This window comes from Kingella denitrificans ATCC 33394 (genome assembly GCF_000190695.1).
In the GTDB taxonomy this organism is placed as follows: Bacteria; Pseudomonadota; Gammaproteobacteria; order Burkholderiales; family Neisseriaceae; genus Kingella_A; species Kingella_A denitrificans.
The window spans coordinates 621,414-647,505 of sequence record NZ_GL870929.1; the positions used below are offsets into that span (position 1 = coordinate 621,414).

A 26,092-nucleotide genomic window follows, 5' to 3' on the forward strand; every position below is an offset into this window, starting at 1 on the left:
GGCTGCTTTTCAGGCTGCTTTATTTTGCAGGCAACCTGCACTTTTAAACTGAAAGGCAACCATGATCGCCATTGTTCTGTTTATTTTTCTGATTATCTGGATTCTGCTAACCAAATTCGCCATGAAAATCGGCAGGTATCTGTTCCGCCGTTTCCGACCCGACAACCCCCGTGCGGAACGGTGGGGCGCGTTTTGGGGATTTATGCTGGCGATGGGCTGGGTGTTCGTTTATTGGACGGTGGAAGCAGTAATCGTCCGTATTTATGCGGCAGAAATGTGCAAGCAGGCGGGGATTACGGTTTATGTGGCGCCGGAGCAATGGAGGAGTCTCACGAAGGAAAGTGCGGATAATTTGAGAAAAAATGCCCCTTTTTCATTTAAAAAAAATGTTTCTTTTCCCTTTAAAGAAGATAGTATCGTATTCGATGGGCACGAATTTCAATTTTCTTATTCTTCTTCATTGTTGAATGATATATATACTTTTATTTCAAAAGAGGTAAACTATACATTTCTGCACTATCAAATATATTTTGATAAAAAGTTTCAGGTGATTCTATTTAAAAATATAAGTACCTCCACACGTTACGCACCTGTTGGGAGCTCCTATAAATTTTGGATAGATAATACGCCTAGGTGCGATAGCGATGCATTTAAGTATTTCTCTCAATATTATTTAATTTCTCAACCAGCCTATAAAGGGTAATATCATGGCAAACATCAATGTCTCTGATTATGTTTTACTGGCAGAAGCCAGCTATGCCGATTCCCCTACCAAAGCCATCACAAATCACTAGAACAACCCCATTCCTTACCCAAACCTGCCGTCCGCCGTTTCAAAAGCAGCCTGCACTTCAAACGTTCAAAGTGCAGGCTGCTTTCTTTATTCAATCGAGCTACACGTCCGCCGCCCGTGCAGGCTGCCGCCCTAGTCCAACAGCCGCTGCGCCGCCTGAACGCCCCAATGCACGGCTTCTTCAAACACGGAATAGCTGCTCAAATCGCTGTGTGCGAATTGCAGGCGCGAATGGTGGCCGCGCAGTTGCAGCAGCAGCGGATTGGAAAGATAGCCCACCGCCGGCACCGCCATGGCATGCGCGCGCACGGCAATGTCCACATGCACAACGGCGCGCCAAAATACTTTGCCGTAAACCGCCAGTAAATCTTCTGCCGCCAAAGCGAGCAAATCTTCATCGGCGGCGTGCAGCAACTGGCGGCGTACTTGGTCGGGCGGTGCGTGGTTCAGCGCGCGGTAGGCCGTGAAAATCGTCTGTTCGGGCTTGGCAACGCGAATTGCCTGATGGCTTGCCACCACATAGCCCAGTGCGGGCGAGCCGTAGCGGATGTTGTCCCACGCCAGTTCGGTATGCGCAGCTTCATTGGGGAAACGGCGCAACACAAAATTGCCGACCAGCCACGGCGCGCTTTGCGGCAATGGGTTTTGCGCGGCGAAACCGTATCGTTCAGCATGGCGCAGCACCCGTTTCGCCACTGCCAGCGGCATGGCGCAAATCACGTTTTTCGCGCGTATCAAATGCGTTTTGCCGTTTTGCGTGTGACGCAGATGCACGTTCACCGCATCGCTCTGCTCTTCCACAGACAATGCGACGGCCGGCACGCTGGCAGGCTGCCGCAATGCGTATTCGGCGGTATCGGGGAAATCGGCCAATTCCTGCAAACCGATGAACTGCCTGAGTTTTTCGGCAATGTGGTTCAGGCCGTCCGCCCACGTGAGCACGGCGGCGTTTTCGTTACCCCGCGCGGCGAAATAATGCAGCCCGGCAAAGGCGGACACCTGCGCCACGCCCTGCCCGTAGTCGTCGCGGCAGCAATAGTCCAAATACCACCACAGCACGGGCGATTGGTAGCCCTGCTGTTTCATCCATTGCGCGAAGGTGATGCGGTCGAGCTGCCGCCATTCTTCCGCTGCGGAACTCAACGCCACCGGCATGGCAAAGGCTTTGTTGCCCGACGCATCTTTGGCGTGGCGCAATGTGGCGATGTATTGGAAAAAGCGTTGCGTGTCTGCGTCTTGGCGGGGCAGCAGGCCGCTGTGCCATGCGCCGTCCGCCCACACGCGCTCGTCGGGCTGGTGCACCAAATCCATGTCGGAATAGATGGGATGGGTGAGCGGGTTGCTGCCTTGGATAATGCCCAAATCATGCAGCATTTGCCGCACATGTATGCTTTCGGCGGAGGACTGCGGCAGATAATGCGCGCCTGCAGGCGCGTGCAGGCTGCTTTTGGATTCGCCGAATGTGTATGCCGCCTGGTTGCCGTTGCGCTCGAAGCCTTCGGCCAGCAGGATGTTTCGCTGCCCGTTCCGAACCAGCCACCATGCGGCGGACAATGCGGCCGCTCCGCTGCCCAAAATCAGCGTGTCGCAGCTTTGCTCGCGCGAATGGGTCAGCGGCAACTGTGCGTCGCGCAGGGCGTGCGCCAAAGGCAGGCCGATGCGCCGCACCGACACGCTCGGTTGATGATTGCTGCGCCGAAGCTGCCACCAAGCCGCGGTTGCCGTGCCGGCCGCCAATGCGGAATAGCTGAGGAATTGTCGCCGGTTCATATTGGCCGTCCCAAGTGCAGGCTGCTTTGGTTCACAGCAAAATCAACGGTTTGTCGGTGGCGGTGATAATGCCGCCGCCCAAGCAGACTTCGCCGTCGTACAACACGGCCGACTGCCCGTGCGTTACCGCCCATTGCGGCTCGTCAAACTGCAATTCGGCCGTATCGTCCGACAAATACTGCAACGTGCAGGCTGCATCAGTCATGCGGTAGCGCGTTTTGCAGGTGTAGCGGCCTTCACGCGGTTTTTCGGGCAGCGTCCAGCTCAACTGATTCATTTGCAGGGAGCGGGTGTACAGCAGTTCGTGGTCGTGCCCCTGCACCACCAAAAGTTCGTTTTTCGGCAGGTTTTTGCCCGCCACGAACCACGGTTCGCCCGCACCGCCGATGCCCAAGCCTTTGCGCTGGCCGATGGTGTAAAACGTCAGCCCCACATGTTCGCCGACAATTTTGCCTTCGGGCGTGACCATGTTGCCGTTATGCGTGGGCAGGTATTTTTGCAGGAATTCGCGGAACGGCCGCTCGCCGATAAAGCAGATGCCGGTGCTGTCTTTCTTGGCGGCGGTGGGCAGGCCGAATTCGACCGCCAAACGGCGCACTTCAGGCTTTTCTAAATGCCCCAGCGGAAACAGGGCTTTTTGCAGCTGATACGGTTGCAGGCGGTACAGGAAATAGCTTTGGTCTTTGTTGCCGTCCGCGCCGCGCAGCAGGTAATGCACGCCGTCGCGCACTTCTTTGCGTGCATAATGGCCGGTGGCAATCGCTTCCGCGCCTTCGGCCACCGCGTAATCCAAAAAACATTTGAATTTGATTTCGGCATTGCACAGCACATCGGGATTCGGCGTCCTGCCGGCCTGATATTCCTGCAAAAAATAGGCAAACACTTTGTCTTTGTATTGCGCGGCGAAGTTCACGATATCGATGTCGATGCCGACAATATCCGCCACGGCCATCGCGTCCAGCGAATCCTGTTTGATGCTGCAATATTCGTCGCTGTCGTCGTCTTCCCAGTTCTGCATGAACACGCCGCGCACGTTTGCACCGCCGCGTTTGAGCAGCGCCGCGGTTACCGATGAATCCACGCCGCCGGAAAGCCCCACAACAATATTCTGATTCTTATACATTTTTATTATCTCAACAATAAAATTACCCGCCCATTTTAACACAAGCCGAAGTGCAGGCTGCTTTTGCGGTTTTGTCACCCCGAAAAGCAGCCTGCACCCCGCTGAAACGGCCAGCCCGAAAACAGGTGTTCCGTTTTCGGGCTGGCATTGGCGGCGGCGCGTCGTCCGTCAGTGTTTTTGAATCAGGTTCAGATAGGTTTCCGCGCATTTGAAACCGAAGCCGACATAAGCGCGGTTCAGCTCTTCGTATTTCACGTCCGCCTCGGTGCGGCCGCCTCGGCTCAACGCCGTGTTCAAATGCCCCAAGTGCGCCGCCGCATGGCCGATTTCCGCCAGCGCCAAAACCAGCGCGGTTTGGTTGTCGTCCAAATCGCCCACTTCCTCCACCAAATGCGACATCACGCGAAACCAGCGTTTCGTGCCCAAATCGATGTCCAATTCGCCGTCGGCAAATTTGCGGTAGTCGCGCAGGGCGGATTGCACGTGAAATTGCGTGCGCGGGTGGACGGCCCAGTCATACGACGCGGCCAGGTCGATGGTGCGGTTGTAGTAATCGTATAATTCGTCTAGGGAATATTCCGGGATATCATAAAGTTGCATGGTTTTGTCCTTGTTGGCTTTTGTTTTCGGGGTACAGCCCGCCTTCAAAGCAGCCTGCACTTTTTGCGGGTTTCACCGACTGTATAGTGGATTAAAATAAAAATAAGACAAGGCGGCGAGCCGCAAGGCGTACAAATAGTACGTCAAGGCGAGCCAACGCCGTATCATTGCGATTTTAATCCACTATATTTTTGCCCGTTTATTGGCGGCGGATATGGGCAACGGCTTCCAATTCAACCAGCAAATCGTCGCGGCAGACATCGCCCACCGTGTACACCACCGGCACGCCGGGCAGCTGTTTCTCGCACTCGCGGCGCACGGTTTCGTAATCTGCCGCGTGTTTCACATAAGCCCGCACCACCGCCAAATCGGTCAGCTTCGCGCCGAATCCGGCAAAACCGGCGTTGGCGAAATTTTCCGCGCTAATCAGCGTGGCGATGTTCAGCAGGGTTTCTTCGGTCTGCTTGGCCGTATTGCCGATATGCTGCGTTTCGGACGCGGTAATCGATGCGGTGCCGGAAATGTACACGGCGGCCTGGTTATCGTACACCACCGCCATGGCGCGAGCGAATTTCGGCGTCTCGGGGCTGTAATGGCGCGCATAATCGAAAGCGGGCGTTTGGCGCGGATTTTCCAGCGGCAGGGTAAACACGTCTTTGCGCTCGGTCAGCAGCGCGCTGCACGACAACGCCACGTCTTCGCCGTCCATGCCGATACCGGTGGAAGCGGGATACACATCGAATGCAGGCTGCTTTTGCAGCGTATCGCGCAAAAACCGCACACCGTCAAACGCCACCGTGCGGGCGCGGTTCAGCTCTTTATAACGCTGGATGCCGTCTGCGCTGCGCGAATCGGGGGCGACAATGCTGCCCATGTAAAACCATGTGCGGAACACCTGCGCCAAGCCCGCGCCGCCTTGTGCCAGCAAGCGTTTGTTTTCATTCAGCACGTCCAATGTGTCGGCAAACGCGTTTTCACCCAATGCCGCCCTGCCCTGCAATGCGTCGCCGTGCGTGTGCACAAACGTGATGCCGTCGTGCCGCACCAGTGTCAGACCGTCGTTTTCCTGCGCCACTTGCGCGCCCGAAACGGCGGTAATTTCCACCGCCAGCAGTTTGCCGTCGGCCGGCGGCTGGCTGACAAACGCGGTTTGCGGCAGGTTGCGTTCGAGGGCGGCTTGGAATTGGCGGCGGAATTCGCCTGCCACGGCGTTCAGCTGCTCCGCGTCGCGGAAAAACACCGTTTGGCGCACGATGTGCGTATCTGCAGGCTGCTTTTGAAGCCACGCGCGGGTTTGCTCGGCAATATCGGCGGCCTGTTCCGCATAATCCGCGCCGTGTTGCGGCACAATCACGGTATAGGCATATCGGGTGTTTTGCGTCATATTGTTCTCCTTTTTTTTCCGCCAATCAGGCGGCCCTTTCTTCGGCAAATTCAAAATAAGCAGGAATGCTTTTGTCTGCCAAGCGTAAAAATTCGTCCACGCCTTTGAAGGCGAAATTCACATAAGCGGTTTGCAGTTTCACATATTCCGCATCGGCGGGGGTGCGGTTGCCGCGGCTCAGCGCCATGTTCACGTGCCCCATGTGCGATGCCGCGTGCGCCACTTCCGCCGCCGCCAAAATATAGGCCGACTGCGCCGGCGTCATATCGCCCACTTCTTCCGCCAGTTTGGTCAGCTTCTTGAACCACAGCTTCGCGCCTTCATCCGTGCCCAATTCGCCCGAAATAAAGCGGCGCAAATGGCCGATAGCCTGCTGCACGGTGGGCAGCGCGCGCTTGTGGGCATACTCGGTGTGCTGCTCGATAATGTCCACGCCTTGGCCCAAGCGTTGGTAAAGTTCGGCCAGCGGCGTGCTGTCGCTCACCGAAAAAAGTATATGTTTGCTCATGGCGGTGTCCCGTTTCGTTCTGTTTGGAATGCCGCCATCTTAATGCGGACGAATCCGCCTTTCCAAGAATATTTGATAATATCCTTTATTCTTTAATCAGTTATATTCAATATAGCCAAATCGAATAACCCAACGCCATGTTTTTTGAAGATATAGTGAATTAAAATCGCAATGATATGGCGTTGGCTCGCCTTGACGTACTACTTGTACGCCTTGCAGCTCGCCGCCTTGTCTCATTTTTATTTTAATCCACTATAAAAAAGCAGCCTGCACTTCCGTTTTCGCAAAGTGCAGGCTGCTTTTTCATGCTGCCCAAAACCGCCCTAGCCCAAAATCTTCTCCACAATCTCGCGCACGTCTTTGGAAAGGTCGGGCATATCGGCAAGTGCCTGCAATTCCTGCCGCATCAGGGCTTGGCGCTGCGGTTCGACGCGCTGCATCAGATTGAAGCTGCGGGCGAGTCCGGCGGCGATTTGCGGATTGAAGGCGTTGATTTCGCGGATTTTGTCCGCCACAAAGCGGTAGCCGCTGCCGTCCGCCGCGTGGAAATGCGGGACGTTGCGCGCGAATGTGCCGATGAGGGCGCGGACTTTGTTGGGATTGGCGATGTCGAAGCGCGGGTGCGTCAGGGCAGCCTGCACTTGGGCCAGGGTGTCGCTGCGGCGGCTGGACGCAATCAGCATGAAGTATTTGTCCATCACGAGGGCTTGGTCGTCGAACTTGGCGGCGAAGCGGACGAGCAGTTCGTTGCGGCGCGGGCTTTCGTTGTGGTTCACGGCGGTGAGTATGCCCCATTCGTGGGTCATGTTTTTGCGGGCGATTTCGTCATAATGTTCAAACACCTGCGCCATAATCGCGCTGTCGTCGAAGCGGTGCAGCAGGGCGAAGGCGGTGTATTGCAGGCTGCGCTGGGCGGCATCCTGCGGGTTGTAGCCGTATATGCTGATTTGCTTGCCGCGCTTGTCGGCGTTTTCGGCTTCGCGGGCGTTGAGTGCGGCGGCTAGCAGTTCGCCGTGCAGGCTGCCTGCAAGGGCTTCGTGCAGGGCTTCGCGGGCGGCGGCGGTGCGCACGGGATCGATTCGGGTGCGGCCGTCCCACAGTTCGCTTTCGGCGGGCACTTGCAGCAGCAGGGCTTTGAAAGCGGGGTCGATGCTTTGGTCGTTCAAGATGCGGCGCAGGGCTTCGGCAAGCGCGGCGTGTTCGGGCAGGTCTGTTCCGTTTTCCAGCGCGGCTTCGTTGGCGGCGATGGCGCGGCGGTACAGGGTTTGCCCGGCTTCCCAACGGGCGAACGGGTCGTCGTCGTGGGCGAGCAGGTGGGCGAGTTGCGCGTCCGTGTAGTCAAAATGCAGATGCACGGGGGCGGAGAAGCCGCGCAGCAGGGACGGAGTAACGCTCTGAACGGGGCGGGCAAGCTGCAACTCATAGGTTTGCTCGGCTTGGTTTACAGTGAGCACGGTTTCGGTGTGCAGGCTGCCTGAAAGCGCAAACGGGATTTTTTCACCGTTCTCGTCCAGCAGGGCGACGGCAAGCGGCATCATCATCGGGCGTTTGTCGGCGGCGGGCATATCGGGCGTATCGGGCAGGCTTTGTTTGACGTGCAGCGTGTAGGTGTGCAGGCTGCCTTCGGATTGCAGGCTGTCTGAAACGTCCAACACAGGCGTGCCGGCCTGCGAATACCACAGGGCGAACTGGTCGAAGTCCGCGCCGTTGGCATCGGCCATGGCAGCGCGGAAATCGTCGCAGGTGACGGCCTGCCCGTCGTGGCGTTCAAAATAGAGCTTCATGCCGCGCTGGAAGCCTTCTTCGCCGAGGAAAGTGTGATACATCCGCACCACTTCCGCGCCTTTTTCGTACACGGTCATGGTATAGAAATTGTTCATTTCCACATAGCTGGCGGGGCGGACGGGGTGCGCCATCGGGCCGGCGTCTTCGGCAAACTGGTGCTGGCGCAGCATTTTCACGTTTTCAATGCGGCGCACGGCACGGCTGGCTCTGTCGCCGGAAAATTCTTGGTCGCGGAACACGGTCAGGCCTTCTTTGAGCGAAAGCTGGAACCAGTCGCGGCAGGTAACGCGGTTGCCCGTCCAGTTGTGGAAATATTCGTGGCCGATGACGCTTTCCACGCCTTCAAAATCGGGGTCGGTGGCGGTGCGCTCGTCTGCCAGCACATATTTGGTATTGAAGATGTTCAGGCCTTTGTTTTCCATTGCACCCATGTTGAAATCGCCCACGGCCACGACCATGAAAATATCCAAATCGTATTCCAGCCCGAAGCGTTCTTCGTCCCACTTCATCGCGTTTTTCAGCGATTCGATGGCGAACGCGGTTTTGTCGGCATCTTCGGCGCGCGTGTAAAACGCAATCGCCACGTCGCGCCCGCTGCGGGTTTTGAACGTGTCGCGCCGCACCGCCAAATCGCCCGCCACCAGCGCGAACAGATAAGTGGGTTTGGCGAACGGGTCGTGCCACACGGCAAAATGGCGGTTAGGATTATCGTGCAGGCTGCCTGAACGGATTTGGTTGCCGTTGGAAAGCAGCACGGGGAAGGCGGCTTTGTCGGCGCGGATTTCGGTGGTGAACACGCCCATCACGTCGGGGCGGTCTGGGTGGAAGGTGATGCGGCGGAAGCCTTCGGGCTCGCACTGCGTATAAAGGTTGCCGCCGCTGGCATACAGGCCGTTGAAGGATTTGTTGGCGGCGGGATTGACTTCGGTTTCCACGGTCAGCACAAACGGTTCGGCGGGCATATCGTGCAGCGTGAGCGTTTCGCTGTCTTTATCCAGCGTGTAGCGGCTTTCAGGCAGCGTTTCGCCGTTTAACGCAATGCGGTGCAGTTTTGCGTCGCCGTGCAGTTCCAGCTCGGTGGCGCCGTGCTGCGGTTCGATGTGCAGCGTGGCGGTGATGCGGACTTCGGTTTCACTAATGATGTCGAACAAGAGCTCGGTTTTGGGGACAAGGTGAGCGGGCGCGGCATAATCGCGCAGGTATTTGACGGTTTGGGTGGAGGTCATGGGGTGTCCTTTCGTTTATTCGGGAGTGATAGCGCGGATGAACATGGCATATATTGGAAGGAATGCCGGCAAACACGATGGTGGCCTTACAAAAAAAATCCGTTCAATCAACAAAATAGAAGTGCAGGCTGCTTTTTAACGCGGCGGCAGCACCACCGCATGCAGCTGCTGCAAATGCCGGATGTGATACGTCGGCGCAACGTGTTCGGGACAGGCGCGGCCTTCGGGGTTGTACCACGCGGTGTCCATGCCTGCCCGCGCGCCGCCGGCAATGTCGGTGTCCGGATTGTCGCCAATCATCAGCACACGCTGCGGTGCAGGCTGCTTCATTTTGTGCAGCGCGGCCTCAAACAGCCGCTTATCGGGTTTCGGAAAGCCTTCCAACTCGGAAATTATCAACAAATCAATATATTGGGAAACATCCGAAGCGCGCAGGCGCGGCTCTTGCTGCACGGCAAACCCGTTGGTAATGATGCCGATGCGGATGCCCGCACCATGCGCGGCAGCCAGCAATTCGCGCGCGCCGGGCAAAAGGTTGCACAGCTGCGCCATTTCCAGTTGCAGCTCGCGGTTTAATTGCGGTGCAGGCTGCCCCGTGCGCGCCGACAAATCGGCAAACCGCTGCGCTTCCAGCTGCCCGATGTCAATGCGCCCCTCTTGATAAGCGCGCCACAAAGGCTGGTTCACCGCCTGGAACTGCACATAATCCGCGTCCGTCCACGCAATGCCGTACCGCGCCGCCAGCCGCGCCAAACCGATGTGCGACGGATAATCAAACAACGTCTCGTCCGCATCAAACAAAAGCCAGTCGTATTTTTTCTGCATATTTTTCAATTCACCGTCATTCAAACATTTCATGGCGTCTTGCCGCCATACCCACGCCCTGCGCCCCACGTTCAGCCGCCCAAAGCAGCCTGCACTGCCACCCAAAGCTGGCGGCACGCCCACGCGCTCATCAGCAGGCCCGTGATTAACCGCAGGACGCGCTGCCGCACCAATCGCTGCAACTGCGCGGCAAAAATCCCCATTGCCAGCAGATTGGGCAGCGTGCCCAAACCGAACGCCAGCAAATACAGCGCCCCCGTGCCGGCCGAACCGCTGGAAAGCGCGAACAGCGAAGCATTGTACACCAGCCCGCACGGCAGCCAGCCCCACAGCGCGCCCACGCCGAAACACGCGGCATAACTGCGGATAGGCAGCAGTTTTTGCAGTGCAGGCTGCATTTTGCGCCACAGCCAGCGCCCCACCCACTCGGTTTTGTTCGCCCAATCCGACAGCCCCGCCAAATAAAGCCCCATCAGCAGCAGAAAAATATTCGCCAACACTAGCAGCACGATTTGCAGCGTGTGCGTTTCGTTCAGCAGGCTGCCCATGCCCGACAGCAGCCCCATCAGCGCGCCAATCAGCACATAGCTGGCAATCCTGCCGAAATTCATCAGCAAAATCAGCCACACGCGCCGGATATGCGGCGGAAGCTGCAAAGCAAACGCGCTGCTCAAACCGCCGCACATGCCCACGCAGTGCGTGCCGCCGAAAAAGCCCAGCAGAAACAGCGACAGCAAAGTGCCCCAATCCCACATCACGCCAGCCCCTGCCGTTTCGGTGGGCGGCGGCAAAAGCAGCCTACACCATGTTGGTTGAAAATGCCCATAACGTTTCCCAATATCCGTGCGCCAAACAAAAGTACCGAATATAGGCGCGGCGCGGCGCGAATGCAAGGAGAACTTTGCAGGCTGCTTTTTTGTGCCGTATAATCCGCCGCTTTCATTCACAACGGAAATCCGCATGAAACACGAACACAATAAAGGCAAAATCCGCGACAACGCGCTCAAAGCGCTGGTCCGCTCCAACCTGTTCCGCCACAAAACGGAACGCAAGAAAAAAGGCAAAGGCAGCTACAACAGACAAGAAGCCAAAAAATGGCGGGACGGTTTTGAACAACCGTCCCGTTTTTGTTTTCATGCCGCAAGTGCAGGCTGCTTATGTTTTGCGTAAAATTTCTTGCCACATTTTGACAAAGATTAACAAAACGCATATATTCGCGCCTTCATGCGCCGTGTATCCGACACCGGCGGCCTGTATTTCCACAAGAAGAAAGGGAGACTTCATGGAACCAATCAAACTCAATGCTTATTACACGCTGATTTGCGCCACCATCGTGCTGCTCATCGGCCGCTTATTGGTGCGCAAAATCAAATTCCTGCGCGATTTCAACATTCCCGAACCCGTGTCCGGCGGTTTGCTGGCGGCCGCTATCATCGGCACGCTTTATGCCACCACCGGCATTTCGTTTGAGTTTGACGGCGATATGCAGCGCACCTTCATGATTGCGTTTTTCGCCTCCATCGGCCTTTCTGCCGATTTCAGCCGCTTGAAACAAGGCGGCTTCCCGCTGGTCGTCTTTTTGGTGATTGTGAGCGTGTTCATCATCGTGCAAAACCTGGTCGGCGTGGGCATGGCCGTGCTGCTTGACCAAAATCCGCTTATCGGCCTGATTACCGGCTCCATCACGCTGACCGGCGGACACGGCACGGGCGGCGCATACGGTGCGACATTGGCGGACAAATACGGTATTACCGGCGCAGTGGAAATGGCCATGGTGTCCGCCACTTACGGCCTGGTCTCCGGCGGTTTGATCGGCGGCCCTCTGGCGCGACGCCTGATCACCAAAATGGGACGAAAACCAGTGGCAGAAAGCCAGCAAAGCGACAACGACGGCGCATACGACGACTCCACCTTTGAAAACTCCGGCCGCACCCGCTTGATTACAGCCGAATCCGCCATCGAAACCATGGCACTGTTTGCCGCATGCTTAGCGTTCTCATCCTTTACCTATACTTACGCTTCTGAACACGGCTTCAAACTGCCGCAATTCGTGTGGGCGCTGGGCTTCGGCGTGGTGCTGCGCAATACCTTGACCACCCTGTTCCGCTTCGATATGTTCGACCGCGCGATTGACGTGTTCGGCAACGCATCGCTCAGCCTCTTTTTGGCCATAGCGCTGATGAGTATGAAACTGTGGCAGCTTTCCGGCATGGCAGGCTCGATGATGGCCATCCTGCTGGTGCAAACCGTGGTGATGTGGGTCTATGCGTACTACGTTACCTTCCGCTTCATGGGCAAAGACTACGACGCCGCCATTTTGGCCGCTGGACACTGCGGCTTCGGTTTGGGTGCAACCCCGACCGCCGTTGCCAATATGCAATCGGTTACCAGTATGTTCGGCCCTTCGCACAAAGCGTTTTTGATTGTGCCGCTGGTGGGCGCGTTCTTTATCGACTTGGTAAACGCCGCCATCCTCGACCGCATGATGGCATTTTTCGGCTAATGCTTGATTGTCAATAAAAGTGCAGGCTGCTTTTGTAGCCCGCAAACCCCGAACGGGACGGTTTTCAACAGCCGTCCCGTTTTTGATGGGCATTGCCATATTGAACGCAATCAGCTATGGCAGCTGCCTTGTTCAAACAGCGTATTGCCGTTCGTATTCTGTAGTGGACTGAAATCAGTCCTATGCCCTATTTCCCATTTTGCCCGCCCTATATCCAAAACCAATTCATTATAATTTTCCATTTAAAATACAAAATCTTAAAATAAAATCCTTTTCGTATTCAAATCTCCTTCAAAACCAAATTCTTCATTCAATGAATCCGTTCCAATGGCAAATATTGGAAAATAAGAAACAGATTCCGGTAATCGCCAAAAAATAAAAGCCTATACAAATGAAACTATTCCGAAAACATTAACTACACGCCATTACATTTTGCTGGAAAATTGGTTATAGTAACGGCTGTACAACCTTTACACCCCCACCTAACACAAGAAGGATGAGAAATGTCCCAATCTACTGCAAAAGAAACGCTGAATCCGTTCGAAATCGCCCGCAAACAGGTGAAAACCGCCTGCGACCGACTCAATGCCGACCCTGCGGTGTATGAAATCCTGAAAAATCCGCAACGTGCCTTGGAAGTCAGCTTCCCTGTCAAACTCGACAACGGCACAGTCAAAACCTTTACCGGCTACCGTTCGCAACACAACAACGCCGTTGGCCCATACAAAGGTGGCGTGCGTTTCCATCCCAATGTAAATTTTGACGAAGTCAAAGCCCTGTCGATTTGGATGACTATCAAATGCTGCGTTGCGGGCATTCCTTACGGCGGCGGCAAAGGCGGCGTTACCTTGGATCCGCGCGATTATTCCGAAGCAGAGTTGGAACGCATTTCCCGCGCTTATTCCGAAGCCATCTCCCCGCTCATCGGCGAGAAAATCGATATTCCCGCCCCCGATGTGAACACCAACGGCAAAATCATGTCGTGGATGGTCGATGCTTATGAAAACATCGTTAAAAAATCCGCGCCGGGCGTGTTTACCGGCAAACCGGTCGAATTCGGCGGTTCTTTGGCGCGCACCGAAGCGACGGGTTACGGCGTAAACTTTGCCGCCGTCCAAGCTTTGGAGAAACTCGGCAAAGACGTGAAAGGCGCGACCTACGCCATTCAAGGCTTCGGCAATGTGGGCTACCACACAGGCTATTACGCGCACAAAGCCGGTGCGAAAGTCGTTGCCGTTTCCACCGTCGATGTCGCCATCTACAATGAAAACGGCTTGGATATGGAAGCCTTGTTCAAAGAGTATCAGACCAACGGCTTTATCACCAACAAAGCGGGTTACGGCAAGGAAATCAGCAATGCCGAACTCTTGGCACTGGATGTGGACGTACTCGCCCCTTGTGCACTGGAAAACCAACTGACTTCCGAAAACGCCGGCAAAGTCCGCGCCAAAATCGTGGTCGAAGGCGCAAACGGTCCGACTACACCCGAAGCCGATGCCATCCTGCGTCAAAATGGCGTGTTGGTCGTGCCCGATATTCTGGCGAACTGCGGCGGCGTGGTCGTTTCCTATTTCGAATGGGTGCAAAACCTGCAAGGCTATTACTGGGAATTTGACGAAGTTCAGGAAAAAGAAACCGTCGTCCTGCGCCGCGCGTTCCGCGATATTTGGAATCTGGCGCAAGAGTATGACGTGGACCTGCGTACCGCGTCTTACATGATGAGTATCCGCCGCGTTGAAAAAGCGATGAAGCTGCGCGGCTGGTATTGATGAAGTAGCCGGATTTTGAACATGTATATGTAATATCCGGCTGAATGATTTGTCCAAAAATACGCAGTATTCTAAACAATTTTACACAGTGGTAAAAAACCGAAAGGCCGTCTGAAACTTACTTTCAGACGGCCTTTAATACGGTTTCAGGATTTTAGCGCAGGAAGAAGTATGCCCACATTGAAACTAGGACGATACTGAGGATGTTGAGCAGCATACCGACCCGCAGCATATCTTTCTGCGTAACCAGCCCCGTGCCAAACACGATGGCATTCGGCGGTGTGGCCACCGGCAGCATAAAGGCACAAGACGCGCCGATACCGATGATGAGTACCATCACTTCTTTCGGCATGCCCATTTGTTCGGCCACGCTGGCAAAAACGGGTACGAGCAAGGCGGCGGAAGCGGTGTTACTGGTAAACTCGGTCAGGAAGATGATGAAGGCGGACACGGCCAGAATCACAATGAACGGATGGGTGGCGACAAAAGCCGAAGCCATTTCGTTACCCAACGCGGCCGACGCGCCCGATTTTTGCAACAGGTTGCTCAAGGCAATACCGCCGCCGAACAGCAGCAATACGCCCCAGTCGGTATTACGGGCAACTTCACGCCAACGCACCACACCGAAAATCACCACAGCAACAGCTGCCGTGAGTGCAACAAATGCATCCGGGCTGTCGATGCCGAATTGTTTTTTCAGTTTGTCGCCCATTACCCAGGCCACGGCCGCGGTGATGAAAATCAGCATAGCAATCACACGGTGCAGCGTCCATGGAATGTCTTCTTTTTCCACTTCGACCCGTTGCGACAAATTGGGCTTTAAAACGACGAACAGGGAGAACAGCATCAAAGGCAACAGTGCCAGCATCATCGGTAGGCCGAATTTCAGCCAGCCAGCGAAATCCAAATTCAAGGCTTTGGCGGCGATGGCGTTCGGCGGAGAGCCGACCACGGTGCCCAATCCGCCGATACTGGCGCAATAAGCGATGCCGAGGAGGACGAAAACAAAGGTATTGCGGTCTTTTTCCTTATCCAGATGGCTCATCAGACCCATGGCCAGCGGTAACATCATGGCGGCAGTGGCCGTATTGCTGATCCACATGGAAAGGAAGGCAGTAACAGCAAACAGGAGGTGCACGGCGATAAAGGTGTTGCCGCGCGAAAGGGAAATCAGCCAAATGGCGATTTTCCGATCCAGCTTCTGCATGTGCAGCGCAGTGGCCAGTGCGAATCCGCCGAAAAAGACATAAATAATCGGGTCGGAAAATCCTGCCAATGCTTGCTTCGTGCCCATTTCGGGAACTTTGAACAAAATGGCGAAAAGCGGCACAATCAATGCGGTTACCGTGATATGCACGGCTTCGGTAAACCACATGATGGCGACAAATGCGAGGATGGTCAGACCTTTATTGACATTTTCGTCATAAGGCAGGATTTGATAGAGCACAGCACTGATAATGGTGGCAACGATGGCGATCATCAGACCGCGAAAACTGGTTATCGGCGCTTGTGCGCTCAATAATTCCACGTTTTCCGGCTGTTGGTCGGTTTGAGGTTTGTTGGTCATGGAAAATCTCTCCTAATGAAATTCTTCTTGCCGAAAACCGAAGCCTCGGTGTGTTCACGATAACATAAATTTACATGAGATGGCAAAAAATTAAACTAGGAGGATTTCCCAGGTAGTGCAATATTATTTCAGACGGCCTTTACAGCGGCTGCAGCTTTTGATACGGCTGGGGTCCTCTGAAAAATTATTTTTGCAGTTGGGCAGACAAATCACGAAAGAAGCCGTCTTCAAAATCGGCTTGCAGCATGCTGTCGTTGCGTTGCACCGTGATACCGATGTGTTTGCCGTTTTCGCCCTGCTCGATTTGATAACCCGCTTGGCGCAGATGTAGAAAATAACCGCGTTGTTTACACCACAGGTTGAGAAAAGTAAGCTTGCAACACCTCAAACGGCGTATCGCCGCCCAGACTACCGTGCGGCTTCACGGTGTTATAAAAGTTCACAAATCGGCACAGCTCCTTTTGCCGGTGTTCCCGACTGTCAAAACTCTGCTTTTCGTGCCACATTTCCATAATCGTCCGAATAACCCTCTCGGCTTTGCCGTTGGTCTGCGGACGGGCAGGACGGGTAAACTTTTGATTGATGCCGTTTTCATAACAGGGAGTGCCGAAAGTATGACTTGCCCCGCCTTTATATTCGCTGCCGTTGTCCGAATACACGCACTCGATCAAATAGGGGCAGGGTTCGATGACTTGTTCCGTTAGGAACTTGGCCGCACTGTCTGCGGTTTTGTCCGGCAGGATGGCGGCGTACAGTTCTCTTGAGAAATCATCAATGGCGACAAACAGGTAATCTCGTTTGTCGGTGGCTTTCTGCCCTTTGAGCAGCGACAGTCGTTTGGTATCGACGTGCACCATTTCGCCGGGATAGGACTTGTTGTAGCGTTTGGCCTGCTTTTTGAGTTTTTCCTGAATGCTGCGTTCTACCTTGGCCAGGCGTTTCATTCCGTACTTTGCCTGTTTGAAACGGTTGTTGGTACTGGTTTGGGGTTTGAGCAGCCTGCCCCTTGCGGCCTTAAGTGCGCGATAGATGGTGACGCGGCTGACTTGGTAACGGCGGGCCAGGGAGGTGACGCTCTCCTTCTCCTATGTGTAGACCAGCCAAATGGCTTGGCGGTGGTGTGGGGTGAGTCGGGTGTTTTTGTGCATGTTCATGTCAGTATTCTCCTGAAATACTGTAAACAACGCTAGGGATTTCTACAGCGCAGATATTCGGCAACGGCCTCATGCTGCTGATACAGCATAAACGTTGCCACCATCTCGGGAATAATGGCGGCGCGGGCAGGATTCTCGGCGGCCAATGCCTGCTGAAGACGCGTGTCGCGCAGGGAAAATACCGCAATGCCCGCATCGTGGAACGCCAAATAATAGCCGTCCGCCTGTACGATGCCGACAGCAACGGCAGCCACCGCCTCCACATCGTCCTGTTCCAGTTCAAACGTACGTTCGGTCAGCCACGCAATGCCGTTTTCCTTGCCGTATCGTTGCAATGCAAAGCTGTCGTGCACGATGTTTTCGGCAAAATCCTAACCTTGGTTGCCCCAAGCCCACAGCCAAGTGCCGCCGCGCAACACATTCACCTCACCACCATCGGCATATTGCAATACCTCTCGCCTGGCCTACAATTCCTACTCGGCCTCACCGCCTTCCACGAGCCGTTCAGCCGTATGCAATTTGCCGGTCATCTGTGGGTATGGGCGGGCGTGGCGCTGTTTGTGTGGGGCCAACGTAACACAAAGACTACCTGAAAACCGCTTTACCGATTTTCAGGCAGCCTCAAGATTGAGCCGATTCCAGGCCTTCGCTATAGTTGGTTTCCAAACCACACCACATAACCGATGGCAAGCAACAGCAACACGATTGCTAGCCAAGTAATCGGTGAGACTTTCAGCTCTTTGTAGCGCAAACCAATTGCCTTGCAGGCTCGGTAACGCAGGAAAAACGGCAAAAGGGCGTAGGCAAGCATCGCACCCACTGCCAGCCAAAATGAGATTTGCCCCGCCAGCGGCGACAATGAATCCAGCACATCCACCATCCAAACAAACAGGGCAAGCAGTGCGGGTATGCCGAGCGTGTACGCCCATATCCGCCGAGCCTGCCCCCAATGCACCGGCTGCTTGATGATTTGATAATTCGTGCCCGACAACATGGTTGGTTCCACCGATAAAACCCGCGCGCTATATAGCGGAATCAGCGGTACCCATAAAGCCACAATCCATGCTGTGGTCACATAAGTGCCGTCCGGTTCGTAATCGCATTCGCCGACAAACGTGGTGCCAAACCCATTGAGTGTAAACATCTTTTCCCTTTCTTGCGTTTTAAATCATTAACCCATGGGCTGCCTGAAAACTGATTTGCCGATTTTCAGGTAGCCTCAAATATCGTTACCGCCTTATCCGTTCATGCCGCCGAAAGATATTTCTTTGTCTTCGTCCACTTCGATGGTGAGTGTGTGTCCGCCGAAATAATCGGGCTGTTCGGTGGATAAATCGATACTGAAATCGCTGACGGTTTTGTCGTCAAAATCCACCCATAGGGATATACCGGATAGGCGGATGCTGTTAATGACGGCCTGCCTGTCCATTTCGGCAGTCAAAACCGTGCCGTCATACAGGACGGCTTTGCCTTTTTGTGCGATTTCTTGTGCGGCCCAATCGTTGAACACATCGACAAAATCTTCGTAATCAAGTGCGAAATCAATCATCTTTTTGCGGTTCTTTTCAATCCATTTCAGCACCGCTTCAATCTTTTTATACGGGATTTTGTTTTTGAATAGTTTTTCCACGGCGGCGGGGTCGTAAAGCGCGTCTTCGTCGCCGTCGTATTCGTCTAATAATTCGTCAGCATCCAGCACGACGGGGACGGTGTTGCCCCAAAGCGTTGCTTCGGCAACCAAGCCGTCATATCCGTCTGACAAGGCAAAGCGTTGTTGCAGCAGGACTTCCGCAGGGGCTTTGGGCTGCGGTGTTTCACCCGGCGCGGCATAGCCTTTGGCTTTTTTGGATTGGATGAGTTTGGTGGCATCTTTTTCGCATTCTTCCGCGCTGGCGAAAGATTTGGTTTTGCTCTGCCCTTTCGTGCCGATGCGCCCGAAGGTAACCGTGTGGCTGTTGCCGTCTATATCGATTTGCCAGAATTTTTCGGATTGCTCATCGCGGTATTCCAAATATGTCATCCAATCAGTCTCCATTTATTTTGAAAAAGTGCAGGCTGCTTTTTTCAGGCAGCCTGCACGTGTCTTACTCAATCCCTTTTTTCGCCAGATAGCTCTCGTAATCGCCCAGATAATATTCATATCCGCCTTTGCCGTCCAGCTCGATAATCTGCGTGGCGAGCGATGAAACAAACTGGCGGTCGTGCGACACGAAAATCAGCGTGCCTTTGTATTTTTCCAGCGCCATGTTCAGCGATTCGATGCTTTCCATGTCCATGTGGTTGGTGGGCTCGTCCATAATCAGCACGTTGGGGCGCAACAGCAGCAGTTTGCCGTAGAGCATGCGGCCTTTTTCGCCGCCGGAGAGCACTTTCACTTTCTTCACCACGTCGTTGCTGCCGAACAGCAGACGGCCGAGCGTTCCGCGAATCACTTGTTCGTCGTCGCCTTCCTGGCCCCATTGGCGCATCCATTCGGTCAAATCCATGTCCACGTCAAAGTCGTTTTCGTGGTCTTGCGGGTAGTAGCCGATGGTGGCTTTTTCCGCCCATTTGATGCAGCCTGCATCGGGTTTTATGTCGGACAGTTTTTCGTCAAACGCGCCGGCCAGCAGTTTCAGCAGGGTGGATTTGCCCGCGCCGTTCGGGCCGATGATGGCGAGGCGTTGTCCGGCTTCCAGAATATAAGACAGTTTTTCAAACAGGGTTTTATCAAATGATTTGGCCAGGTTTTCCACTTCCACGGCTTGGCGGTGCAGCTTGTTTTTCTCGTCGGTTTCAAAGCGGATATACGGGTTTTGGCGGGTGGAGGGTTTCACTTCCACCATTTCTGCTTTGATTTTGTCGGCCTGTTTCAGACGGCTGGTGGCTTGGCGGGCTTTGGATTTGTTGGCGGAGAAGCGTGCCACAAATTCTTGCAGTTCCTGTAATTTTTCTTTGGCTTTGGCGTTGTCTTTCAGCGCACGCTCGCGGGATTGGGCGGAGGCGAGCATGTAGTCGTCGTAGTTGCCGGGGTAAACGGTGATGGTGTTGTAGTCCAAATCCGCCATGTGGGTGCAGACTTCGTTCAGGAAGTGGCGGTCGTGGCTGATGATAATCATGGTGCTGTCGTATTGGTTCAGCACGCCTTCCAGCCAGCGGATGGTGTTGATGTCCAAGTTGTTGGTCGGCTCGTCCAAGAGCAGCACGTCGGGTTTGGAGAACAGAGCTTGCGCCAGCAGCACGCGCAGCTTGAAGCCGGGTGCGACTTCCGCCATGGTGGCGTTGTGCAGTTCTTCGGCAATGCCCACGCCGCTCAACAGTTCGGCGGCGCGCGCTTCGGCGGTGTAGCCGTCGTATTCGGCGAACTTAGCTTCCAATTCGGCGGCGTGCATATAGTCTTCTTCGGTGGCTTCGGGATTGGCGTAAATTGCGTCGCGCTCGGTCATCGCCGCCCACATTTCGGTGTGCCCCATCAGCACCACGTCCAGCACGCGCATGTCTTCGTAGGCAAACTGGTCTTGGCGCAGCTTGCCCAAGCGCACGCCGTGTTCAATCGCCACTTCGCCGCTGGTCTGCTCCAAATCGCCGCCCAAAATCTTCATGAAGGTGGATTTGCCCGAACCGTTCGCGCCGATAAGGCCGTAGCGGTTGCCTTCGCCGAATTTGACGGAGACGTTTTCAAACAGCGGCTTCGCGCCGAACTGCATGGTGATGTTGTTGGTGGAAATCATGGCTATTTTCCTAATATGCAAAAATTTAAAAATGGGGCGGATTGTAGCACAAAACGGGGGTGCAGGCTGCCTGCACGCCCGCATTAACGCGATGGGCGGTATTCCTGCCGTATCGAAATGCCGCGCGGCGCGTCTTTCATGGAACCTAGAAGATACGGCAGTGTGGCCAGCGCCAACATAAAGCCGATCAAATAAAATTCAAACATGCGGTCTTGCCGATACAAATAATACAAAACCGCATAATAAACAGAGGCATAACCTGCCACCGGCAGCACGCCGCGCCAATGGGAATGCGACGACAAATGGAACAGCACGAAAACCCAAACGAATCAATTCAGCACTTTCAAGAGTTCCGACATCGGCATTGTGATTTCCCCTTGTCATGGAATCCCGGCATGGGCAAAAGCAGCCTGCACTTCCGTTTTCCAAAGTGCAGGCTGCTTTTTGGGTTTACCGCACCCACGAGCGCGGGTTAATCGTTTGATTATGATAGCGCAATTCAAAATACAGGCCTTGTTCGCCCGCCGGCAGCGTGCCGCTGGTGCCGATGCTCTGCCGTGCCGATACGCGGCTGCCGTTACCCACCGCCACTTGGCTCAGGCCGGTATAAACCGACATATAGCCGTCGCCGTGGTCGATGATGACGGTGTTGCCATAACCCGGCAGGCTGGCGGCATACGATACACGCCCTGCGGCAATGCTGTGTACGGGTGCAGGCTGCGTGGCGATGAACAGCCCGCGCCATGTGCCGCCGGTTTCACGCTGTCCGCCGTAGCTGCCTGCCACACGGCCGCTCACGGGCATGGGCAGCCGTCCTTGTTGCCCGCCCACATTGGCGTGGGTCTCTGCCGCCAAAGATTCATTGGGGCGCAACTGCTTGTCTTCGCGGGTCAAATTGCCTTGCGCCGTATCCGACGGCTGCCGGTTTTGACGGTTGCGGATGCCGGCAATCACGTTGTTCAAGCCCTGCTCTTCGCGGCGCAGGCGTGCCAACCGTTCGCGGTGTTCGGCAATTTCCTGATTCAGCTCGCGGCTGCCTTCAAGGGCGCGGCTGTTGCTCTGCCCCAAGCGCTGCATTTTCTGCTCCTGCTCTTCGGTCAGCCGTTGCAGCTTGGCCAGCTCTTCATTGACGGCGGCCTGCTGTTGCGCCAGCTGCGCCTGCTGTTCTGCCAGCCTGCGGATGACTTGTTCGTTGGCGCGGTTGATGTGGCGCGTGTAGGTCAGGAAGCGGCTTTTCTGGTTGGCATCGGCGTTTTTCAGAAACAGAATCACGGCGCTGGGCTGCCGGTTGCGGTAATTGCCGGACAGCAGGCGGGCGATTTGCGCTTTGGTGCTGGTGATGTCGGCTTGCAGGCGCGTCAGTTCGGCTTGCAGGTTTTTCAGCTTCTGCCATGTGGCTTCTTGGCGGCGCGTGAGCCGTGCCAGTTCGCGCCGTGCGGCTTCCAGTTCGGCTTTTGCCCGTGCCAGTGCCTGCTGCGCGCGGCGGTGTGCAGCCTGCCGGTCAGCCAAGCGTTTTTCGGTTTCGCTTATCGCGCGGCGGATGTTGTCCAACTGCGTATTGTCCGACTGCGACTGCGCTTGCGGCTGCGGTTCGGGCTCGGCGCGCGCGGGGGCGATGGCGAGCAGTGCGGCAATGCAGGCAAAATAAACCTTGTTTTTCATACCGGTTTGTATCCCAAATTCAATTTGATGTGCCACAAAGCAGCCTGCACTTTGCATGTTCCGAAAGTGCAGGCTGCTTTTTTCTGTTTAGTGCCCTGAAGCTGCCGATGCGTGCGGTGCGCTGGCCGGCCCGTCTTCCAATCCGGCAAACAGGTCTTCGTCGGACGGTGCTTGGAAGGCTTTGCCGTTCAGCTGGATGCGGTTGTCGGCGATGTTCAACTGCGTCTGTACCATGCCGTTTTCGCGGGTGATATAGCCTTCTTGGGTCATCGTGTCGAGCGTTTGCCGTGTCAGCACGCGGATGGTGTCGGCAATTTCCTGCTGTTCCTGCTGGTTGGTGGGGTCTTCCACGGTGAACAGGCTGCGTGTCTGCTGCACGGCGAAGTTTTCAATCAGTTTTTGCGACACGTCCAAATTCAGCTGCGCTTTGAGCTTCGCCATGAACGCGGGCAGGCTGTTCAAATCGCTCTGCACCAGTTGGTTCAGCTGCAGGCTGCCTGTGGCGCGGAAACGCCCGTTCGGCGTGGTCAAATCAAACTCGCGCACTTGGAACACGGGGTTGTTGGTGAAAATGCCCAAACCTTCTTGGCGCACGGCGGCCAGTGCCGCTTCGCGCTGTTTCTCTTCGGGCAGTGCTTGGGCGGTAATCGCCTGCCAGCGTTTTTTCAGCGCGTTCAAACTATCGGCATGCAGGTGTTCTGCGGCAATGTAAATATTGAGCGGGCCGTATGTATCCGCGCCGTAATGCAGTTTGTCGAAACGGAACTGGCCTTCGGAGTTGATGAAGCCTTGGGTCGGCTCGCTGGTTTTGGTGTTGTACTGCACGTTTTCCACCACGATTTTGTCGGGCGTTACCGTGCCGTTGGGATTGATGAACGCGCCAATCTGCAAATCGCTGACCATGTTAATCAGTTCGTTGATTTTCAGATTGTAATTGACCTTGTCTTTCCACACGAATTCGGCGCGTGCCAGCTGGGTTTGCGACGAACCCAGCGCGATTTGCGGATTGCTGGCGGAATAGCTTTCGCTGACCAGCTGCCAGTTTTCCAGTTGCAGGCTGCCTTTGTCGGCCAGCACGGCTTTAAACAGCGGGGCTTTGAATTCGGTCGTGTAATGCGCGAACGCATTGGCATATTTCACCTGCCCGCTCAAACCGCGCCAATCCAGCTTGATGCCGGACAGTTCTTCATATTCGAACGGGGCAATCTGTATTTCCATAGCACCGCTGCCGTCCAGCGCAATCACGTTGCGGATGCGCAGCGGTTTTTGTTCGCCGAAGAAGCGTGCCAGTGTTTTCTGCACTTCGTCGTCATACACAAATTCGGTTTCCACCACCGCGCGCACGGGTTTGGCACCGTCGGCGAACGGATGGTGGTGCACGTGGTTAATCATGGTGATGGGTTTGGACAACACGGCGCGCAGATTGTCGGGCAGCTGTTTGCCCAAATTGCTCAACACTTGCGGATGGAAGCGCAAAACGGTTTTTTCGGTCGATTCCAGCCAGCCTTGTTCGTATTCGTGCGATACGACTTCAAACAGGAAGGTTTCCGCCAAAATGCGGTGCTGGATTTCCAAACTCTGCTTGGCTTGGGTGCCCAGATAATGCGGGGTGCCAACGCCGGCGGCCGCCACCAAAACGGCAGTCGTGCTGCCCAATAGCATCTTTTTCATGGATAATTGTCAAGACTATATATTGGTAGGAACGGCTATCATAACACAAAACCGGCGGCAGCACTTTTCGTGTGGGCGATTTAAAGCGCAACCGTGCGGCGCCGCCCGCCTGCCGACAGTGCGCAGGCTGCTTTCGGATGCGCCTTCTATTGCGGCATACCCTACCGCCCCGCCCCATGAAAAAAGCAGCCTGCACATCGGTTGCCGGGTTGCAGGCTGCTTTTTGTGCGCCAAACCCAAACGCCGCGCCTCACGGCAACGCCGAAAGCAGCCTGCACCTGCTGATTTTCTGCTAAACTCAAACCCTTTCACGCCAAAGGAGAACGCATGAACCCACTGCACCGCACCGCCCAAGCATGGGCCGCACAAGACCCCGATGCCGAAACCCGCGAATACGTCCAAAACCTGCTCGCCCAAGCGCAAAACGGCGACGAAGCCGCCGAACAAACCCTGCACCGCCTGTTTGACGGCCGCATGCAGTTCGGCACCGCAGGCCTGCGCGGCGAAATCCGAGCCGGCAGCACGGGCATGAATCGCGTCTTGGTCTGCAAAGCCGCCAAAGGACTGGCTGACTACCTGTGCGACCACGACGACGCCCCTTCCATCGTCATCGGCTATGACGGGCGCAAAAACTCGTTCGCCTTCGCCAAAGACACCGCCGAAATCATGGCTGCCGCCGGTATCGAAACCCTGCTGCTGCCACGCATGATGCCCACGCCGATTCTGGCGTTCGCCATCCGCCATTTCAACACCACCGCCGGCATTATGGTCACCGCCAGCCACAACCCCGCCCAAGACAACGGCTATAAAATCTATTTGGGCAAACAGCACGGCGGCGGGCAAATCGTACCGCCGACCGATAAAGAAATGGCGCAATACATCGACCGCGTGTTCGCCACACCCATCACCGAATTCCCCCGCAGCAGCGATTACCGCATTTTGGACGACGAAGTGGTCGATGCCTATATCGCCCAAGTCGCACCGCTGGCCGTTGCGCCCGAATGCGATTTGAATTACGTCTATACCGCGCTGCACGGCGTGGGCAAAGAAGTGCTGCTCAAAACGCTGGCCGCCGCCCGCCTGCCGCTGCCGCACATCGTTGCCGAACAGGCCGAACCCGATGCCACCTTCCCCACCGTCGCCTTCCCCAACCCGGAAGAAAAAGGCGCGATGGATTTGGCCTTCGCATTGGCCAAACGGGAAAACGCCGAATTTATCTTGGCCAACGACCCCGATGCCGACCGCCTTGCTGTGGCCATTCCCGACGAATCGGGCAACTGGCGCACGCTGCACGGCAATTTGGTCGGCTGCCTGCTGGCACGGCACATTGCCAAAAATCCGGCCACACGCAAAGGTGCGCTGGGCTGCACCATCGTTTCCACGCCGGCATTGGCGCAAATCGCCCAAAAATACGGCTTCGAACACGCCGAAACGCTGACCGGCTTCAAATACATCGCCCGCATTCCGCGCCTGGTGTTCGGCTTCGAAGAATCGCTGGGCTATCTGGTCAATCCCGACCAAGTCGGCGACAAAGACGGCATTTCCGCCGCCGTGGCGTTTTTGGATTATGTGCGCGCACTCAAAGCCAAAGGCAAAACCATTGCCGACGACATCCGCGATTTTTATGCCGAATTCGGCGCGTTTGCCAGCGGTCAGGTTTCCATCCGCGTCCAAGCCCTGCCCGATTTGGGCAAACTGATGGACACCTTCCGCCGAAATGCGCCCGAACACATCGGCACGCGCCGCATCGTCCGCAGCAAAGATTATCTGCACGATGCCGACCCGAACAACATCCTGTCGTATTATCTGGACGACGGCAGCCGCATGATTCTGCGCCCATCCGGCACCGAGCCGAAGCTGAAAATTTATTTGGACGTGAAAGGCGCGACCGAAGCGGATGCCGAACAAACGCTGGCCGAACTCGACCGAGACGTGCGCGCATTACTGCGTTCGGACGCGATGGGGCGTTTGGACTGCTGATGAAAAAAGCAGCCTGCACATGCAAAAACAGGGTGCAGGCTGCTTTTCAAACGGTTTTTCCA

General features: G+C 55.5%; 23 protein-coding genes and 1 pseudogene. 7 read left to right on the forward strand and 17 right to left on the reverse strand.

All coding sequences use genetic code 11. The annotated features are described in order from the left end of the window. Positions 1 to 61: 61 nt before the first annotated feature. The gene (locus HMPREF9098_RS03050) at positions 62 to 703 is read left to right on the forward strand and encodes a hypothetical protein (RefSeq protein WP_003781901.1); all 642 of its coding nucleotides are present in this window, start codon (positions 62 to 64) and stop codon (positions 701 to 703) included. Positions 704 to 925: 222 nt separating this feature from the next. Here the strand turns inward: HMPREF9098_RS03050 and HMPREF9098_RS03055 are convergent, their stop codons facing one another. The 8 genes from HMPREF9098_RS03055 to HMPREF9098_RS03090 form a co-directional block, all read right to left on the reverse strand. Beyond that, entirely contained in the window at positions 926 to 2,563 is a 1,638-nt protein-coding gene (locus HMPREF9098_RS03055) for an FAD-dependent oxidoreductase (RefSeq protein WP_003781902.1), read from the reverse strand. Positions 2,564 to 2,594: 31 nt separating this feature from the next. Continuing rightward, positions 2,595 to 3,704 (reverse strand): tRNA 2-thiouridine(34) synthase MnmA, encoded by a 1,110-nt coding sequence (gene mnmA, locus HMPREF9098_RS03060; RefSeq protein ID WP_257004640.1) that lies wholly within the window; start codon positions 3,702 to 3,704, stop codon positions 2,595 to 2,597. Between the two features lie 150 nt (positions 3,705 to 3,854). Beyond that, positions 3,855 to 4,286, reverse strand: a complete 432-nt coding sequence (locus HMPREF9098_RS03065; RefSeq protein WP_040564220.1) for a hypothetical protein — start codon at positions 4,284 to 4,286, stop codon at positions 3,855 to 3,857. A 199-nt stretch (positions 4,287 to 4,485) separates the two neighbouring features. Further along, positions 4,486 to 5,670: a RidA family protein gene (locus tag HMPREF9098_RS03070; protein WP_003781906.1), complete on the reverse strand. Its 1,185-nt coding sequence runs from the start codon at positions 5,668 to 5,670 to the stop codon at positions 4,486 to 4,488. Between the two features lie 25 nt (positions 5,671 to 5,695). Beyond that, the gene (locus HMPREF9098_RS03075; protein ID WP_003781907.1) at positions 5,696 to 6,178 is read right to left on the reverse strand and encodes a hypothetical protein; all 483 of its coding nucleotides are present in this window, start codon (positions 6,176 to 6,178) and stop codon (positions 5,696 to 5,698) included. Between the two features lie 323 nt (positions 6,179 to 6,501). Continuing rightward, positions 6,502 to 9,189: an aminopeptidase N gene (gene pepN / locus HMPREF9098_RS03080; RefSeq protein ID WP_003781909.1), complete on the reverse strand. Its 2,688-nt coding sequence runs from the start codon at positions 9,187 to 9,189 to the stop codon at positions 6,502 to 6,504. 135 nt (positions 9,190 to 9,324) lie between these two features. Further along, on the reverse strand, positions 9,325 to 10,047 hold the full coding sequence (yjjG, locus tag HMPREF9098_RS03085) for a pyrimidine 5'-nucleotidase (RefSeq protein ID WP_003781912.1): 723 nt from the start codon (positions 10,045 to 10,047) through the stop codon (positions 9,325 to 9,327). A gap of 38 nt (positions 10,048 to 10,085) precedes the next feature. After that, positions 10,086 to 10,769, reverse strand: a complete 684-nt coding sequence (locus HMPREF9098_RS03090) for a sulfite exporter TauE/SafE family protein (RefSeq protein WP_003781913.1) — start codon at positions 10,767 to 10,769, stop codon at positions 10,086 to 10,088. A gap of 205 nt (positions 10,770 to 10,974) precedes the next feature. On the opposite strand from HMPREF9098_RS03090, the gene HMPREF9098_RS03095 reads away from it, so the two are divergent. The 3 genes from HMPREF9098_RS03095 (at position 10,975) to HMPREF9098_RS03105 (ending at position 14,286) form a co-directional block, all read left to right on the forward strand. Next, the gene (locus HMPREF9098_RS03095) at positions 10,975 to 11,184 is read left to right on the forward strand and encodes an alternative ribosome-rescue factor A (protein WP_003781916.1); all 210 of its coding nucleotides are present in this window, start codon (positions 10,975 to 10,977) and stop codon (positions 11,182 to 11,184) included. 112 nt (positions 11,185 to 11,296) lie between these two features. Continuing rightward, positions 11,297 to 12,517 carry a sodium/glutamate symporter gene (gene gltS / locus HMPREF9098_RS03100; protein ID WP_003781920.1) on the forward strand — a complete coding sequence of 407 codons (1,221 nt, stop codon included), beginning with the start codon at positions 11,297 to 11,299 and terminating at the stop codon, positions 12,515 to 12,517. Between the two features lie 503 nt (positions 12,518 to 13,020). Continuing rightward, positions 13,021 to 14,286 carry a Glu/Leu/Phe/Val family dehydrogenase gene (locus HMPREF9098_RS03105; protein ID WP_003781926.1) on the forward strand — a complete coding sequence of 422 codons (1,266 nt, stop codon included), beginning with the start codon at positions 13,021 to 13,023 and terminating at the stop codon, positions 14,284 to 14,286. A gap of 154 nt (positions 14,287 to 14,440) precedes the next feature. Here HMPREF9098_RS03105 and HMPREF9098_RS03110 read toward each other — a convergent pair whose 3' ends face one another. The 3 genes and pseudogenes from HMPREF9098_RS03110 to HMPREF9098_RS03125 all read right to left on the reverse strand — a co-directional run bounded on the left by HMPREF9098_RS03110 (position 14,441) and on the right by HMPREF9098_RS03125 (position 17,360). Beyond that, entirely contained in the window at positions 14,441 to 15,853 is a 1,413-nt protein-coding gene (locus HMPREF9098_RS03110; RefSeq protein ID WP_003781927.1) for an SLC13 family permease, read from the reverse strand. A gap of 327 nt (positions 15,854 to 16,180) precedes the next feature. Further along, positions 16,181 to 17,007 (reverse strand): annotated as a pseudogene (locus HMPREF9098_RS03120) (integrase core domain-containing protein); the annotation flags it as partial. A 32-nt stretch (positions 17,008 to 17,039) separates the two neighbouring features. Further along, positions 17,040 to 17,360 carry a DUF6882 domain-containing protein gene (locus tag HMPREF9098_RS03125; RefSeq protein ID WP_003781931.1) on the reverse strand — a complete coding sequence of 107 codons (321 nt, stop codon included), beginning with the start codon at positions 17,358 to 17,360 and terminating at the stop codon, positions 17,040 to 17,042. On the opposite strand from HMPREF9098_RS03125, the gene HMPREF9098_RS03130 reads away from it, so the two are divergent. Then, the gene (locus HMPREF9098_RS03130; protein ID WP_003781932.1) at positions 17,355 to 17,600 is read left to right on the forward strand and encodes a hypothetical protein; all 246 of its coding nucleotides are present in this window, start codon (positions 17,355 to 17,357) and stop codon (positions 17,598 to 17,600) included. The genes HMPREF9098_RS03125 and HMPREF9098_RS03130 overlap by 6 nt on opposite strands. A 56-nt stretch (positions 17,601 to 17,656) precedes the next feature. On the opposite strand, the gene HMPREF9098_RS03135 is transcribed toward HMPREF9098_RS03130, so the two are convergent. The 6 genes from HMPREF9098_RS03135 to HMPREF9098_RS03160 form a co-directional block, all read right to left on the reverse strand. Beyond that, complete coding sequence (locus HMPREF9098_RS03135; protein WP_003781934.1) at positions 17,657 to 18,151, reverse strand: hypothetical protein; 495 nt, start codon at positions 18,149 to 18,151, stop codon at positions 17,657 to 17,659. 93 nt (positions 18,152 to 18,244) lie between these two features. After that, positions 18,245 to 19,027, reverse strand: a complete 783-nt coding sequence (locus tag HMPREF9098_RS03140) for a WGR domain-containing protein (RefSeq protein ID WP_232617952.1) — start codon at positions 19,025 to 19,027, stop codon at positions 18,245 to 18,247. Positions 19,028 to 19,091: 64 nt separating this feature from the next. After that, a complete protein-coding gene (locus HMPREF9098_RS03145) occupies positions 19,092 to 20,717 on the reverse strand; it encodes an ABC-F family ATPase (protein ID WP_003781937.1) in 1,626 nt (541 codons plus the stop codon). A gap of 83 nt (positions 20,718 to 20,800) precedes the next feature. Then, positions 20,801 to 21,031, reverse strand: coding sequence for a hypothetical protein (locus tag HMPREF9098_RS03150; protein ID WP_003781939.1), 231 nt, complete (start codon positions 21,029 to 21,031; stop codon positions 20,801 to 20,803). 136 nt (positions 21,032 to 21,167) lie between these two features. Further along, complete coding sequence (locus HMPREF9098_RS03155) at positions 21,168 to 22,379, reverse strand: murein hydrolase activator EnvC family protein (RefSeq protein WP_040564650.1); 1,212 nt, start codon at positions 22,377 to 22,379, stop codon at positions 21,168 to 21,170. Between the two features lie 87 nt (positions 22,380 to 22,466). Then, on the reverse strand, positions 22,467 to 24,050 hold the full coding sequence (locus tag HMPREF9098_RS03160; protein ID WP_003781944.1) for a YdgA family protein: 1,584 nt from the start codon (positions 24,048 to 24,050) through the stop codon (positions 22,467 to 22,469). A gap of 137 nt (positions 24,051 to 24,187) precedes the next feature. On the opposite strand from HMPREF9098_RS03160, the gene HMPREF9098_RS11920 reads away from it, so the two are divergent. Together HMPREF9098_RS11920 and HMPREF9098_RS03165 are read left to right on the forward strand one after the other, a co-directional pair. After that, positions 24,188 to 24,346, forward strand: a complete 159-nt coding sequence (locus tag HMPREF9098_RS11920) for a hypothetical protein (protein WP_169309620.1) — start codon at positions 24,188 to 24,190, stop codon at positions 24,344 to 24,346. 31 nt (positions 24,347 to 24,377) lie between these two features. After that, on the forward strand, positions 24,378 to 26,030 hold the full coding sequence (locus HMPREF9098_RS03165; RefSeq protein WP_003781948.1) for a phospho-sugar mutase: 1,653 nt from the start codon (positions 24,378 to 24,380) through the stop codon (positions 26,028 to 26,030). Positions 26,031 to 26,092: the final 62 nt, after the last annotated feature.